The 14646-nt window shown below is 46.2% G+C and carries 14 protein-coding genes; 1 reads left to right on the top strand and 13 read right to left on the bottom strand.

All coding sequences use genetic code 11. The annotated features are described in order from the left end of the window. Positions 1–17: 17 nt before the first annotated feature. Together NV381_RS21915 and NV381_RS21910 are read right to left on the bottom strand one after the other, a co-directional pair. The gene (locus NV381_RS21915; RefSeq protein WP_258215412.1) at positions 18–1763 is read right to left on the bottom strand and encodes an ABC transporter ATP-binding protein; all 1746 of its coding nucleotides are present in this window, start codon (positions 1761–1763) and stop codon (positions 18–20) included. 338 nt (positions 1764–2101) lie between these two features. Further along, positions 2102–2887 (bottom strand): DUF554 domain-containing protein, encoded by a 786-nt coding sequence (locus tag NV381_RS21910; RefSeq protein ID WP_258215411.1) that lies wholly within the window; start codon positions 2885–2887, stop codon positions 2102–2104. Between the two features lie 179 nt (positions 2888–3066). Between NV381_RS21910 and NV381_RS21905 the strand changes: the two genes are divergently transcribed. Next, the gene (locus tag NV381_RS21905) at positions 3067–3312 is read left to right on the top strand and encodes a hypothetical protein (protein WP_171651786.1); all 246 of its coding nucleotides are present in this window, start codon (positions 3067–3069) and stop codon (positions 3310–3312) included. A gap of 91 nt (positions 3313–3403) precedes the next feature. On the opposite strand, the gene NV381_RS21900 is transcribed toward NV381_RS21905, so the two are convergent. From NV381_RS21900 to rnhA, 11 genes are all read right to left on the bottom strand, one after another. Beyond that, positions 3404–4858 carry a SulP family inorganic anion transporter gene (locus NV381_RS21900; protein ID WP_419182288.1) on the bottom strand — a complete coding sequence of 485 codons (1455 nt, stop codon included), beginning with the start codon at positions 4856–4858 and terminating at the stop codon, positions 3404–3406. A gap of 318 nt (positions 4859–5176) precedes the next feature. Further along, positions 5177–5713 (bottom strand): DMT family transporter, encoded by a 537-nt coding sequence (locus NV381_RS21895; protein WP_258215410.1) that lies wholly within the window; start codon positions 5711–5713, stop codon positions 5177–5179. 56 nt (positions 5714–5769) lie between these two features. Next, complete coding sequence (locus tag NV381_RS21890; protein ID WP_258215409.1) at positions 5770–6708, bottom strand: ribokinase; 939 nt, start codon at positions 6706–6708, stop codon at positions 5770–5772. 18 nt (positions 6709–6726) lie between these two features. Then, a complete protein-coding gene (locus tag NV381_RS21885) occupies positions 6727–7737 on the bottom strand; it encodes a LacI family DNA-binding transcriptional regulator (protein ID WP_258215408.1) in 1011 nt (336 codons plus the stop codon). Between the two features lie 38 nt (positions 7738–7775). After that, positions 7776–8615, bottom strand: a complete 840-nt coding sequence (locus NV381_RS21880; RefSeq protein ID WP_258215407.1) for a carbohydrate ABC transporter permease — start codon at positions 8613–8615, stop codon at positions 7776–7778. 16 nt (positions 8616–8631) lie between these two features. Continuing rightward, the gene (locus NV381_RS21875; protein WP_258215406.1) at positions 8632–9492 is read right to left on the bottom strand and encodes a carbohydrate ABC transporter permease; all 861 of its coding nucleotides are present in this window, start codon (positions 9490–9492) and stop codon (positions 8632–8634) included. 100 nt (positions 9493–9592) lie between these two features. Continuing rightward, positions 9593–10918, bottom strand: coding sequence for a sugar ABC transporter substrate-binding protein (locus NV381_RS21870; protein WP_258215405.1), 1326 nt, complete (start codon positions 10916–10918; stop codon positions 9593–9595). Between the two features lie 21 nt (positions 10919–10939). Continuing rightward, a complete protein-coding gene (locus tag NV381_RS21865; protein ID WP_258215434.1) occupies positions 10940–11833 on the bottom strand; it encodes a nucleoside hydrolase in 894 nt (297 codons plus the stop codon). A gap of 252 nt (positions 11834–12085) precedes the next feature. After that, positions 12086–12610, bottom strand: a complete 525-nt coding sequence (gene pyrE, locus NV381_RS21860; protein ID WP_258215404.1) for an orotate phosphoribosyltransferase — start codon at positions 12608–12610, stop codon at positions 12086–12088. A gap of 21 nt (positions 12611–12631) precedes the next feature. Beyond that, positions 12632–13285, bottom strand: a complete 654-nt coding sequence (locus NV381_RS21855; RefSeq protein ID WP_258215403.1) for an HAD-IA family hydrolase — start codon at positions 13283–13285, stop codon at positions 12632–12634. Between the two features lie 654 nt (positions 13286–13939). Beyond that, a complete protein-coding gene (gene rnhA, locus NV381_RS21850; protein ID WP_258215402.1) occupies positions 13940–14635 on the bottom strand; it encodes a ribonuclease H in 696 nt (231 codons plus the stop codon). Positions 14636–14646 lie beyond the last annotated feature (11 nt).

Raw genomic sequence — 14646 nt, 5'->3', positions numbered from 1 at the left:
TCAAGCTGCTCTTGACTCTATACTCCGTCCAGGCTGGCCTCCATCTGCTGGCGGTCAAATTGCTCCTTATACCAGCCACCCAGAAGCATCAGCTGCTCATGAGTGCCTTCCTCTATGATTGCACCATCATCCAACACTAGAATCCAATCGGCATGTACTACGGCGGAGAGCCTGTGCGTTGCAATAAAGGTTGTTTTGCCCAATCTCTCTCTACGCAGATTAGACAATATAGCACTCTCCGTCCGGGCATCAACCGCCGATAACGAATCATCCAGAATCAATATCTCAGGATCAGTCATCAGAGCACGTGCGATACTCACCCGCTGCTTCTGCCCCCCTGACAGCATAACTCCGTTCTCGCCTACTATGGTCTCCAACCCATCCGGCAAATGATCGATGTCCTTAGTAAAGGATGCCATTTCAATTGCCTTCCACACAGCTTCATCCGATGCCCCAGGCAACCCGAGGGCAATGTTATCACGTATGGATTTGGACAACAACAGTTGCTCCTGCGGCACATAGCCGATCCAGCCGCGTACCTGCGACAGCGCAATCTGTTCAACAGGTACCTGCGAAATGAACAGCCGATCCGGTTCAACCGGATACTGCCGCAGCAATTGCTTGAGCAAAGTGCTCTTGCCGCTCCCTGTGCGTCCTACAATGCCAAGCGTCTGTCCCCTCCCTAATTGAAGCGATATGTTCCTCAAGCTATCCTGTACTGCACCAGGATAACGGAAGCTCAAGCGATCCATTGTGATCTGCCCCGGCACCTCTACTGGAATCGTCATAGCCGCATCCTGCACATCAGCTTGCTGTTCGAAGCCCTTCGTCAACCGATCCACAGAGGCATTTCCCCGCTGTAAAATATTAATAAATTCGCCGAACGCAATCATCGGCCAAATCAGCATGCCAAGATAAATATTGAACGAAACCAGCTGTCCCAGCGAAATTTGGTTATGGAACACCATATAAGCTCCGTACCCGATACCAATTGCATAGCTAAGACCAACTATAAGTGCAATAGAAGGATGGAAGAGCGCATTGACAGCCGCTACTTTCCTGTTCTTGTTCATAACATCCTTAGTCACTTGATCGAACGCGGCTATATCATGCTCCTCTTGCACATAAGAGCGAATGACACGCATCCCGGAAATCGATTCCAATGCTTGATCATTCATCTTACCAAAAGCCGTTTGCGCAGCTATAAAATGTTTGCGGGTCTTCTTGCCAAGCACGTTGATCACCAGTGCAAGAAACGGCATGGGGATGAGCGCGGCGAGCATCAGCTTGTAGCTGATCAATGAAACCATCGTTATAAGAACTACCGCTGTACCTACTAATGTATTAACAAGCGTCATCACTCCGTACCCGGCCGTCTGGCTGACCGCCAGCACATCATTGGTCGCAAGTGCCATCAGTTCTCCTGTGCTGTTCCTCTGAAAAAAGGATGGCGACATCCGTGTCAAATGCTGCAGCAGCCGTCCTCTCAGCAGCTTTTCAAGCAAAATCGAATTTCCAAACAATGTCGTTACCCATATGTATACCATCATATAAATCAGCACAGCTAAGCCAACAAGCAGCAGGACATTATTCCTAAGCGCTTCCGCTGAAAGTCCTCCTATTCGAATCTGGTCAATTACATTACCAATCATCTTCGGCGGTATGATACCTAATATGTTTACCGTAGCCATCAGTATAATAGCCAAAGCGTATTTTCCCCACTGCTGCTGGAAAAACCACGATAACCTTCCAATAAAAGACACAGTCAAACCCTCCTGAAAGCTTCCATGCGGAAAGCTCGTTTAATAAGCATAAGCCAATATTTTCAAATAAATGGCAGGATGCAGTTCCTAATGCAAGATACCATATTTGGGGGATTACAGCACAGGAATTTATGATTAAAACAATTCTTTCATACGTTATTATATGGAAAAAACAACCAACTAGCAACTCGATTATAGCACATACGTTCCTGTTTTTCCATAAGAAAAGCCGTTCCAACCCCTCACTTACGTGACGAATATTTACGGCAGCTTCTCCCTCTCCCTGAGAGGTCCTTTCTTTCTAAACTCATTCACATTACTTTATATAATCTACCTGTTCACCACCACGAGGATGCCCAGTGCACGATAGGTACGCCTAGAGCAGCTATCAAAAGGGATGGCAGCAAATTGGCTACGTGAATTTTGCGTACTTCCAATAAATTTAAGCCAAGCCCCATTATTAATACGCCGCCTACCGCTGTTAGTTGAGTTATGATTTCGTTAAGTAAGGTTTGCTCGATAAGCTCTGTAATCCCGGATGCCGCAACTGCAATCATCCCTTGGTACAAGAACACCGGAATAGCGGAAAACAAGACACCGACTCCCAATGTCGAAGCAAAAATAATGGATAAAAATCCGTCTAACATCGCTTTCGTATACAAAATGTCGTGCTGGCCGCGAAGTCCACCGTCGAGCGCACCCAATATTGCCATAGCGCCTACGCAATAAATCAGTGTAGTATTGACAAACCCTACGGCAATTCGTCCCCGTATCTTTTCCTCACTTTTGTCCGTGGTCGTCGCTGAGCTTAACAGCGTATCCGCTCTCTTTTGCCAAAGCCCCGAAACTTTATGAACACCACGCTCCAATTGACCGCCAAGACGCTCCAGCCCCCGTTCCACCTGCAGCAGCTCCCCTGCTATTCCGCCAATCACAAGACTGGCGACAACAAGCAGGAAGTTCGTTGATTTCAATGCCATGGATACTCCCAGCACTAAAAGTGCCAAGCCTATCCCTTGTATAACGGTTGACCGTATACCCTCACTCATCCGATGAAGCACCAGTCCCAGCAGCCCCCCGACAATGATTGCAGCCGCATTAACTATCGTTCCCCACAATGCCATTTTGTTCTATTTCTCCCATCTGCATCAACACATTCCGTCTATAATTTCCTATTTAGTATACTCTTTTTGAACATTAAAGAAAGTGCAGATTTATCACCAAGCCTCCTCCTCCCTCATAGTTCCATGGAAGTCGGGCATACTATTCCTTGATATAAATATAAGGAGGTTTAGTTCATCATATGGCAGACAATAAAAGCATGCAGCCGGTTTCCGGTGAAGAAGTCGAAACGACCGGCATCTATGAAAATGAGTGGGGCCGTGAGGAAACGCTAAAACGCGGCGATGAATTCCCCTTTGACCCGACTAACGGGCAAACAGAGTGGACCCTTGTCAGTCTTCCTCTGGAGAGCCAAGAGCAAGAAATCTACAAAGACACAACATCCAATACAGAGCCTCGTCTACATATCGACCGCCACGATAAATAGTTAGAGGCTAAGTATACCCTATACTTTCAACCCAAAAAGGCAACCTCATCCCACTAGGGTTACGAGGCTGCCTTTTTTTAAACTTGTTATTTTAATGTGAAGAAGAACCGGAAAATCCTACCTGGTCCATCATTCGTTGGCTCTCCTTGTTCAATCCAGTTATCGAGACCGTTTTCTCTAATCCGGCATACTTCTGAATTACTTTAGAAATAGCGGTTATGGCAGAGTGATCCCACACATGAGATGCGCTAAGATCAATCACGATATGATCCGGATCTGCGTGGTGATCGAACAGTTCAATAAAATGCATCATCGTCCCAAAAAAGAGCTGGCCTGAGATACGGTAAACTTTACGTCCTTGCTCATCCCTATGGTCCTGACAGCGCAAGCTTGCCATCTTCCAGCCAAAATTTAACGCGCTTAATATAACGCCTGACACAACTCCAATCGCCAAATTAGAGGTCACAACAACAATCACAACGGTCAGTACCATTACAATAGCATCACCACGTGGAATTGTACCCAACGTTCGTATGGAGCCCCAGTCAAACGTCCCTATACATACCATGAACATAACTCCTACCAATGCAGCCATTGGAATCTGCTTCACGATATCTCCCAGCACCAAGATCAGAAATAAGAGGAACAGACCTGCAACTAAGGTGGACAGACGCGTTCTTCCGCCCGATTTAACATTGATAACCGTCTGCCCTATCATCGCACAACCCGCCATACCGCCGAAGAATCCTGTAATTATATTAGCGATTCCTTGTCCGCGTACCTCGCGGTTTTTGTTGCTTTTCGTCTCCGTCATCTCATCCACGATGGTTGCCGTCAGCAGAGATTCCGTCAAGCCTACAACAGCCAACGCCAAACAATAGGGAAGCAGGATGAATAGCGTCTCCCATGTCCAGGAGATTTGTGGTATATGAAAAAACGGCAGCGCCTGCTTAATCTCTCCCATGTCTCCAACTGTGCGGACATCCGAGCCTGTTGCAATTGCAATAACTGTAATTACAATGATGGCCGTTAACGCAGAAGGTATCGCTTTGGTTACTAATGGAAGCAGATAAATAATCGCAAGCGTCCCTGCTACCATAAGGTACATAGGCCAAAACTCTCCAATAAAATTAGGAAGCTGAGCCATAAAAATAATAATAGCCAGAGCATTAACAAACCCTATAATGACGGAATGAGGAACAAATGTAATGAAGCGCCCCACTTTAAAAATCCCAAGTATCCATTGCAGGAGTCCAGTCAATATCGTTGCTGCAAACAAATAATCTAACCCATACTTGGCAATTATGGGACCCATCAGGGAGGCCATCGCCCCCGTCGCTGCCGAGATCATGCCCGGCCTGCCCCCAACAATAGAAATGGTTACAGCGATTGTAAATGACGCGTACAGCCCCACCATCGGGTCAACACCCGCCATAATGGAGAAAGCAATAGCTTCTGGTATTAGTGCTAGAGCAACCGTAATTCCTGATAAAACATCGTTGCGGACATTGCCAAAGAAGCCTCGTTTAATGTACTGCAAAAACAAGAAAAACCCTCTCCTATTCTGTTGTCTGTTTAGCTCTCCACTCTCAGGATTGCCGGGTCCGATGCTCACTGTCATCGATTATAAACGAGTTCAGACTATTTTTCATGCCTTATATTGTTATTCTAAGCCGTATAGGCAAGTATTTTCAGAGGAATTCTCCTGATTTCATCCAAATGCTGCGTTTTTCTTAGGTGCATTATCGAAAACTTGAGTTTATAGCTGAATGGAATGGGTACTTATGCCATGAATCTACGCAAGTTACTTAAACAAATAAAGCTGCCGCGATCGCGACAGCCCGAAATATTGAAAATGCGTATTTTAAGACTTATTCGGTTCCGTGGGTAGCCTGGGATTGCCTTCGGCATTGTCCGTTACGTTTGACTCCGATTCTTTAGCCAGCGATCCGGCTGCCTTAGTAGAATTGCCATGAGCCAAAAAAATTAACGAAATGACTAAAAAGGCGACGCCGATGATTTTCGAACCGTTGATAGGAAACTTGGCACCGTTGAACCAACCGAAATGATCGACTAGCATACTCATCAAAATTTGCCCGCAGATCACTGAAATGATCGACACACCGACCCCAATTTTAGGTACGGCGAAGGTGAGAATGGCGATGTAAGCGGCGCCAATCAAACCGCCGACCAATTGCCATTTGGGAACAGTGAACAGCAGCAGCACGTTGCCTTTTCCAAAAAACAAAATGAATAAAAACAAGACGATCGTCCCCACCAGAAAGGAAATGAATGTGGCTTCAAGCGCGCCGACCGTTTTACCTAAGCCGCCGTTGATGGCAGCCTGAGAGCTGAGACCGATGCCAGCGACAATAAACAGCAATATAAATACTTTTTCCATGAAAGACCTCATTCCAGATTAAAAAATATGAATGGCCAATTAGACCTCTACTCTATTCAAAATGCGGTCGAACTCAAAAAATCGACCGTTTCAGAGCGAAGTGGAATGGAGATCTGCGCTCCTTGTCTGGAAACGGTCAAAGCAGCAGCAGCCGTGGCAAATCGCAGCCGTTCTTCCACCTCCATATCAGTGCAGCTTGCCGCAGCAAAGGCACCGATAAACGTATCGCCGGCGGCTGTAGTATCCACGGTAGGGACAGAAAAAGCTTTTGTCCGGATCAATCGGCCCTCTCCGTTATAATAAAGGGAACCTTCGCCCCCCATCGTCAAAATGACCTCATTGACACCCAGTGCCGCGATTTCCTTCACAGCCTCTTCTGCTTGAACATAGCTATCGATTTGACGGTTTGTAATCGCTGCGATTTCTGTTTCGTTCAGAATCAACGTGTTCAATTGTCGAAGCATCTCAGGTGTAATGTTTAAAGCCGGGGCAGGATTAAAAACCGTATTGATGCCCAACCGTCTAGCCGTTTGGATCAAATAGGCATTAAGCTCCCAAGGGATTTCGTTTTGCAGCAGCAGCATTCGGACTCCATGAAAGGCAGCTGTGTCGGAAAACGCCATTTCCAAATCTTGTATTGTGAGCTCGGCATTCGCCCCTGACGATAAAACAATTTGATTTTCACCCGCTTTGTCAACTGTAATGAAGGCCATTCCCGATAAACCGACTTTCTCGCATATATGACCGGTAGAAAACCCACCTTGCTGGAGCTCCTGCAGCAGCGATTTCCCCGTAGCATCGTTTCCGACCGCACCGATCATCGTAACCGAAGCCCCGGATCGCATTGCAGCCATGGCCTGGTTCGCTCCTTTTCCTCCTGCATGATGTTCCGTCCGCAGCGCCTGTACGGTTTCGCCTGGAACGGCATGCTTATAGACATAACTAACAATATCCATATTTATACTGCCTGCTACCAAAATACTAATCAGGCTCACCTCTCAAACTGCTGGTTTTTATTTGGTTGTTGTCGCTCTTTGTATCAGTTTAACTTCGAATTCATCCATAATATTCGAATTTATTCCGAAACGGTTTTCTTTGCCGTTAATGAGGTCGATTAATATAGAAACTGCGGCGTTGCCGATATCGTAAATCGGTATCGCTATCGTACTGATCTCAGGCTCGAACATCTGCAGCAGCTGAATACCGTCGTAGCCGATCAGCGCGACTTGGTCGGGCACCTTTTTCCCTTGGCGCTGCAATGCTTTAAGGCTTCCTACCGCCATAAGGTCGTTGGCGGCGAATATGCCGTCGATCTCGGGATGCTTGTCCAGAAGACGAAGGGTCGCCTCCACGCCGCTTTCCATCGAAAAATCGCCGTTCTCCACATAGGACGGATTGAAGTCTCCCGTCTTTTCCAGAGCATCCTGGTAGCCGCGGAATCGTTCTCGGGCAGGAAAGAGCTTCTCCGGACCGCGGATATGCGCAATGTGTCGGCAGCCGATCGTCTGCAAGTGCTCTACTGCCATGGTGGCGCCCATAAAATTGCGGTTTTTTGCCGAGAAAATCTGATTGTTGTCCAAAGCTTTGTCGATCACGAACGTCGGAATTTCAATTTTGTCGATTTCACTTAAATCTTTTGAATCGAATTGATGTGAAGCGAATATCAACACGCCGTCCACAAACCGGTTTTTGAAAATATGAATGTATTGAAGGGCGTTCTCTTCGTTATTGTAGGAATTCCCGAGCAGCAAAGTATATCCGTAACGGTTGGCGGCGTCCTCGACAGCTTGCACAAGCTCCGGAAAAAACGGATTTGTGATGTTCGGTATGATCAGCGCAATCGAGTCCGTTTTTTTATTGGCCAACCCTCTTGCCAATGTATTGGGAGTATATTGCAATTCGCGCATGCTCTTCATTATTTTGTCTTCCGTCTGCTTGTTGACGTAACCGCTTTGATTAATCACCCTTGAAACGGTCGCCACCGACACGCCTGCCAGCTTTGCCACATCGCGAATAGTTGCCATAATTTCGATCCATTCCTCTCTATAATAAACGGGAGCCCTTACTCTTTAATGCCTGTGCCGGTAACGCCCTGCACGAAGTATTTTTGCAGCGGCAGCAGCACGAGTACGGGAACGAGAACTGCGAGCGTACATGCCGCAAACATTTCGTTCCAAAAAGTAGCATGTTCTGTCACAAAATCGCTCATAGCCACTTGAATGACTTTATATTGCTTTGAACGTGTTGCAATAACGGGCCACAAAAACGATTCCCATTGAAAAAGGAAGAGCAGCAAACCCGCGCTGATTGTAACAGGCTTGCTCAGCGGCATTACGATCTTAGTATATATAGTCGACCAGGAAGCGCCATCTAAATGAGCCGATTCAAGGAGCATCGTCGGCATATCCATGAAAAATTGCCTGAACAGAAAAATAACCAGGCCGTTGGCGAGTCCGGGAACAATAAGTCCCCAATACGTATCGATCCAGCCCAAATGGTCAACTAAATTGTATAACGGAATGGCAATGACTTCAAACGGAATCATGAACGTCACCAGAACAAGCAAAAACAGCGTGTTTTTGCCGCGAAATTCGAATTTGGAGAACGCAAACGCCGCCATCGAGTTGATGAAAACTCCGACAATCACGGTGACGAATGTAACAAGAAAGGTGTTTAGGAATATTCTCCCAAAACCTCTTGCCGTAAACAAACTCGTATAGGCGTCAAATGTAAGCTCTGTTGGGATGAAGGTCCTCCAGGAAAATGGCGAAACGTACCGAAAAATTTCGGTTAATGGCCGAAATGAGGAGACTAAGGCAAACAATAACGGCAGCAGTACCAAACATGCAATGATGAGATGAATGCAGAAAAAAAACGCAGAGTTGGATTTTCCCTTAGACATTTTCTTAGTGTCCCCTTTAATGTTCCGCTTTAAGAAACTTGAACTGCAGCAAAATAATCACTGCGAGCATGAGCAGAAGCAGAATAATGATCGCGGAAGCTTTGCCCATATCCGAATAGACGAACGCCAGGTTAAAGCTTTCATTCATGAGGACGTTAGTGCTGTTCTCCGGACCTCCTCTAGTGAGGATGTACATCGGGGCAAAGAGCAAAAAGTTGGCCACTGTATCAGCAACCGTAACAAAGGTCAACGTACGTTTCAGCATGGGAAAGGTTACGTTTCGGAATTGCTGGGCTTTTCCCGCGCCGTCTATGGAAGCCGATTCGTACAGCGAAGGCGAAATTTCCTGCAAGCCGGCCAGCAAAAATATCGACCAATATCCTACTCCCTTCCAAGTGGCAATCAAAATAATCGTCCATAAAGCTTGATTTTTGCTCGCTAAAAAGGGCTGGGGGTCGAAACCGATCCAAACAAGTATCGTATTGACCAGACCCTGCTCGGGATTCAGCATAATCGCCCATAATATGCACGCAATCGGGACGGAGACGGATATCGGAACGATATGAATACCGCGGAAAATACCAATTCCTTTGAGTTTGCGGTTTAGAAGCAATGCAAGCAGGAAAGCAAGCGCAATTTGTAGAGGATTTATAACGATGTTCAGCAATAGCGTCACCTTCACGGAATTCCAAAAAACAGAGTCGGTTAAAAGCTCCATATAGTTGCGCAAACCGATAAACTGCTTGACATCGGCAAGAAAAGTCGGTGCGTAAAAACTCTGGATCAAGGCATCCGTAATCGGATACAGCTTAAAAACAAGCAAACCTAGAATTGCCGGAAAAAGAAAAACATACGGTACGAGTTTATTTCGGAGCATGCTGACAGCCACCTTTGAAGAGAGATATAATGCCTGTTCCGTGGGAGGAAAAGAGGAGCTCAGCGAATGGTCCGCTCCTCTTTGTCCGTTTACCGCGACATCACTTGACAAGCGACTCGTATTTTTTTAATAAACCGTCGATTTGTTTGGATGCCGTGTCCAATGTTGATTTGGGCTCGGCCCCGTTTTTCATGTCTTCAAACGACTTTCCTAAAATCGATTCCCATTCCAAATATCCCGGAGTTGAAGGCCGCGGAACCCCCGTATTTCTCGCTTCATATGCGGCAATGCGCATAACTTGATTTGGGAACGCGTTATATTTCGGATCTTTTTCAATTTCATTCAATATATCTAAATAAGCCGGGACATCATGGTGCTTGTCGTTCCATATTTTCGCGCCTTCACCGAAAGTCAAATATTGAATGAATTTGGCGGCTGCCTCTTTTTTGGCGGAGTATTTGGAAATACCTGCATGCCAGCTTCCAGTCGGTGTAGCGACTTTTTTCCCTTGAAAATAAGGATGCGGGGCGATGCCAAAATTAAGATTCGCATTTTTAAACTTCTCGGCGTTATAAGGTCCGCCGATAAACATTGCGACTTTGCCTGTCATAAAAAATTCGACCGATAAGTCCGAAGAAATTTTGGGACTAACCTTCCACGTGTTGAACAAATCGAAATAAAATTTGCCTGCTTCACTCATCTGCGATGAGTTCGTATAACCTGTTGCCGTAATTCCATTGGCGCTTATAACTTGGGCACCTAGGCTTTGTGGCAGAGCCAATAGCTGGTAAGGGCGATCAATCTGCTCGAAGCTGAACCCGAAGACGTCAGGTTGATTGCCTCCGTTTTTATTAAAGGTCAGCTTTTTGGCTGAATCAACGAGCTGCTCCCAGGTCCATCTTTTGTCGATATCCGGGCTTGGGGGGACGATGCCTCTTTCGTTTAAAATATCTTTGTTGTAATACAACACCTGACTGGATGTATTGATAGGAGCGGCCATCAGTGCACCGTTGTAAGTTCCTGCATCCAGCGAAGATTTGATCCATTTGTCCTTGAAGTTCACATCTTTAAACAAAGGCTCCAGCGGTTCAAGATAACCTTTTACGGTATAATTCGCAACCAACGGAGCGTCAACCGAGAGGATATCGATATCTTTTGATTTAGAGCCCATTTTTACTTCTACCGTTTCCAACAATTGGCGGTATGGGTACATTTCCAGTCTGACTTTGATGTCGGGATTGGCTTTTTCAAAATGATTGATCACTTCGTTGTATCCGTCATTATCCCGACCGTTAAGAGTAACAAAAGTCAGCTCTATAGGCGTATTCGGCTTTGGCGCAACGTTCGCTTGGTTAGCCGACGAACATGCCGAAACTGTCAGCAGGAGGCTGAGGAAACAAGTCATTTTGAAAACCGGTTTTTTCATGTAAATCTCCCCTTTGTACTTTTAATTTGCAAGAAGTCTCCGCATTAGCTGATCCATAAACTTATCCGTTTCTACCTCCAGGCCGACGTGAATTGTAGACTGTGCGTCTGCAACAGCGACCGTTTGACCGGAAGGATGACGATGATCGTATTCGACCTGAACATCCATTTTACGGAACTTGACGAGAGAAGGATCAAAAAGGAGCGATACGGCGAGGGGATCGTGCATCGCGCACCAATCCTTGCCCGAAAGCCGCTGCCACCTGGTGATCAGCTTCGCCAACTCTCGATTCAGAGGCTGATCTGAGCCCGCTAGAAGTTCTTGTTCTTTTTCCGTCAGCTTCACTTTCGTCGTGACATCCAATCCCACCATATAAATCGGCGCCTTGCTGGAAAAAACGACGGAGGCTGATTCCGGATCGCATTTTACGTTATATTCCAAGAAAGGCAATTCAACCCCGTTATCGCCTAATCGGGTCACGCCTCCCATGAGGACGATTCGTTTGACAAGCTCGGCAACTTTAGGTTCCCTGATGATCGCTGCCGCTATATTGGTCATCGGTGCGATGCAGACCAACGTAATTTGATGTGGATTTTTCAACACCGTATCGATAATAAAATCAACGGCATGCATGGATTCGTAATTATAACGCTCGTCAGTCAGCATTTCCTCGTCCACTTCATGGCCGTAACCGATCAATTGCCGTTTACGGAGTAAAGTCGCTCCAATTCCGGCATATACCTTGACGTCCTCTCGGTCACACAGCCGCAATAGCTTCCTGGCCACTCGCGCGCGATAATCTACATGCCCGTAAGCGGTAGTTACTCCTTTAAGCATGATCTCCTCGGATTTCAAGGCCAATGCCAACGCCAAAGCATCGTCCACATCTGTTCCAATATCTGTATCCAAAATCATTTGTTCCACCGATGCAGCCTCCTCCGAAATAATAAATGTCTCTATATGTAACCGGTACCACATATCTTATAAGAAAAGCTTCTATTCGAAGCCCTTTCGATGAAGATACATTCGTGTCTAAACGGTAGCTTTTCTTGCAATATCAGACTTCTTCAGCTCCGCTGAAAACTTATACAGTCTGATATTATAAATAAAAGCTTCTGATTGAAGCCCTCTCGACAAACATAAACTCAATGTGTAACCGTTACCACATTATTTACAAAAAGTCATTAAGTCTTTAAATGTAAACAAAGAGGACAGTTGCAGCCCGTTGACCAGAAGATGCTCTTGAGCGGCCTCTTCCCTTCGGATTACGCAGATGGCGTGAGACACTTTCGCACCCAATCCCCTCATATCGTTTGCGCTAAGCACAATCTGCCCTCCTGTCGTCACGACATCCTCAATGATGCAAACGTTTTTACCGGATAGCGGCATCCCTTCTGCAAGCTTGCATGTTCCGTATTCCTTCGCTTTTTTGCGGACGAAAAGCGCAGGTATGCCCGTTTTCAAAGATAATGCTGTAGCGATGGGAACGCCTCCAAGTTCCAAGCCTGCAAGCAATTCCGTGTTATCCGGAATTTTGGCAATTAACTGATCCGTTATTCGATTCAAAAGATTTGGTTCCGACTCGAATAAATACTTGTCAAAATAATCGTTCGATATTCGTCCTGACCTGAGCTGAAAAGTGCCCGTCAAATGGGCGGTCTGGTATATTTCTTGTGCCAGTAATGTATCCATCGTTGGTCTCCCTTTTCTAAATTAGGCAAGCAATAATGCTCTCAGTTGGCTCACTGAATGTACGAAATAGGTCGGCTGCACTTTTTCCAATTCTTGAAGTGTACCATATCCGTACGAGACAGCTGCGGATGTGATTCCGTTGTCATGGGCCGCGACGATATCGTGCTTGCGGTCTCCGACCATAACGACCTTTCGACTCTCTCCAGTAGTGAATTGTTTAAGAGCAGAATCAATAATTTCTGATTTTGAAGCCCTGGTCCCGTCTAGGTCGCTCCCTGTTACCACCTTAAAAAAGGTGTGAAGACGAAAATGCTGCAAAATGCTTTTGGCAATCGGTGCAGATTTTGAAGTGGCCACTAGCATTTGCGTGCCTGCTTGTTGAAGCTCATCAAGCATCTGAGGAATCCCCGTAAAGACAGTATTTTCGTACATGCCTTTCCTTGTGTAGTAATCGCGGTAATACATTTCTGCCTGCCTAGCTTTTTGTTCGTCAAACCTGTAATAAGTCCGGAATGTGTCCAGAAGCGGCGGTCCGATCCACTGTACCAACCGCTCCTTGCTTTCTTCCTGCATTCCAAACTTGGAAAGTGCGTATTGGATACCATTTGCAATCCCCTCGCTGGAATCGGTTAACGTACCATCCAAATCAAACAAAACCAAATCAAACTTGCCCAACCTTACAAACACCTCCTTAAAATAATAGTATGACAGATCATCATGTGTATTCCGCAACCTATATGTAACCGGTACCACATGATAAATATATCATCAATTGTTACTGTTGGCAAGATATGATCCACACAATGAAAGCATTTTCTTCAAACTCTAATTTATAAATGTCCGGCATCGTTATCGACTCCCCAAAACTCAAAGCCAAACGTATGATCAAAATAATTCGTCATCAATGTCATGATATCTCCGTGAGTTCCTATTACAATTCTCTACCCTTTAAATTCTTCAATAATCTTCTTAAATACATTTAAGAGGTTGTTCAAAAAGTCCCCTTTTGATCACGAAGCAACTCAGGAAGCTTATTCGACATCGAATCATGCTTTTCCCTTCGAAGTCCAGTGCTCATTTAGGTTTCCCCTAAACTACGCTCCTCCTTCTTCAGGTTCCTGCAACTTTCTCGGTGCTGAAAAGTTGACTTTTTGAACACGCACTTATAGCCCTTTCTTGTGCCTGATTAGTCGATTCTCCGCCTGGAAACTAATCATTACGGTCTTCATATACTCTTCCCCGCTAGATGGGGTTCCTCCCCTTATAACGATATTAAGACCGGCCTCTCAAAAAAAGACAATGATAAAACCAAACTACCGCCTGAGTCCTTTATTTCCTGCCGTAGTCGGCCTTAATCTCGCCCCATGCTTTCGTGTCCCACTTGATAATTTTATTGCTGTAGGTGTTATTGTGCAGCCAAGCTAAAGCACGGTCGACCAGCGTCCATATCTCTTCCGTTGATGCATCTCGCGGCAGATTGGTGGATACCTCTTTCTTGCGTATCCAGCTCATCGCTGTAACCGAATCGCTATAGATGGTCATTGAGCTGCCCTTCTGCTTCAAATAGGCTAATGCATGAACAACGGCCAGAAACTCGCCCAAGTTGTTCGTACCCTTTGAAATCGGAGGATGCTGAAAGATAATCTCTCCGGTCCGGGTATCCACGCCCTTATATTCAACGATGCCGGGATTTCCCTTGCTGCCCACATCGACGGAAATGCTGTCGAGTACGACTTCAGAGGGAAGCGCGCCATTAAGGCCAGCAGCGGATTTCCCTGCGGCTCCTTTGGCCGCTCCGCTTTTGGCAGAGCCGCCGCCCGCGCTTGAGGATGCGGCTGATTTGGCTGCTCCAGCGAAGGAGGCTTTCCAGCCGCGCGATAGTGCGGCCTTGGCTTCCGCTTCGCTTTCATAAGCTTTAAACCGCGCCTGCGGGTAGCCGTTCGTCTGCACCTGGCATTCTGCCCATGAGGTATAGATTCCGGGTACCTTCCCTTCCCATACCACGTAATATTTCTGCTTCGCCACAGTCCTTCACC

The organism is Paenibacillus radicis (ex Xue et al. 2023) (assembly GCF_024722015.1).
In the GTDB taxonomy this organism is placed as follows: Bacteria; Bacillota; Bacilli; order Paenibacillales; family NBRC-103111; genus Paenibacillus_S.
Note: the sequence above shows the minus strand (reverse complement) of the source record. Positions and strands in the feature narration are given on the sequence as shown.

Excerpts from the sequence above, each read along its gene's own strand:
- NV381_RS21910 (WP_258215411.1), bottom strand. The coding sequence starts at position 2,887 with ATGGCATTGTGGGGAACGATAGTTAATGCGGCTGCAATCATTGTCGGG.
- NV381_RS21905 (WP_171651786.1), top strand. The coding sequence starts at position 3,067 with ATGGCAGACAATAAAAGCATGCAGCCGGTTTCCGGTGAAGAAGTCGAA.
- NV381_RS21895 (WP_258215410.1), bottom strand. The coding sequence starts at position 5,713 with ATGGAAAAAGTATTTATATTGCTGTTTATTGTCGCTGGCATCGGTCTC.
- NV381_RS21885 (WP_258215408.1), bottom strand. The coding sequence starts at position 7,737 with ATGGCAACTATTCGCGATGTGGCAAAGCTGGCAGGCGTGTCGGTGGCG.
- NV381_RS21880 (WP_258215407.1), bottom strand. The coding sequence starts at position 8,615 with ATGTCTAAGGGAAAATCCAACTCTGCGTTTTTTTTCTGCATTCATCTC.
- NV381_RS21875 (WP_258215406.1), bottom strand. The coding sequence starts at position 9,492 with ATGCTCCGAAATAAACTCGTACCGTATGTTTTTCTTTTTCCGGCAATT.
- NV381_RS21870 (WP_258215405.1), bottom strand. The coding sequence starts at position 10,918 with ATGAAAAAACCGGTTTTCAAAATGACTTGTTTCCTCAGCCTCCTGCTG.
- NV381_RS21865 (WP_258215434.1), bottom strand. The coding sequence starts at position 11,833 with ATGATTTTGGATACAGATATTGGAACAGATGTGGACGATGCTTTGGCG.
- pyrE (WP_258215404.1), bottom strand. The coding sequence starts at position 12,610 with ATGGATACATTACTGGCACAAGAAATATACCAGACCGCCCATTTGACG.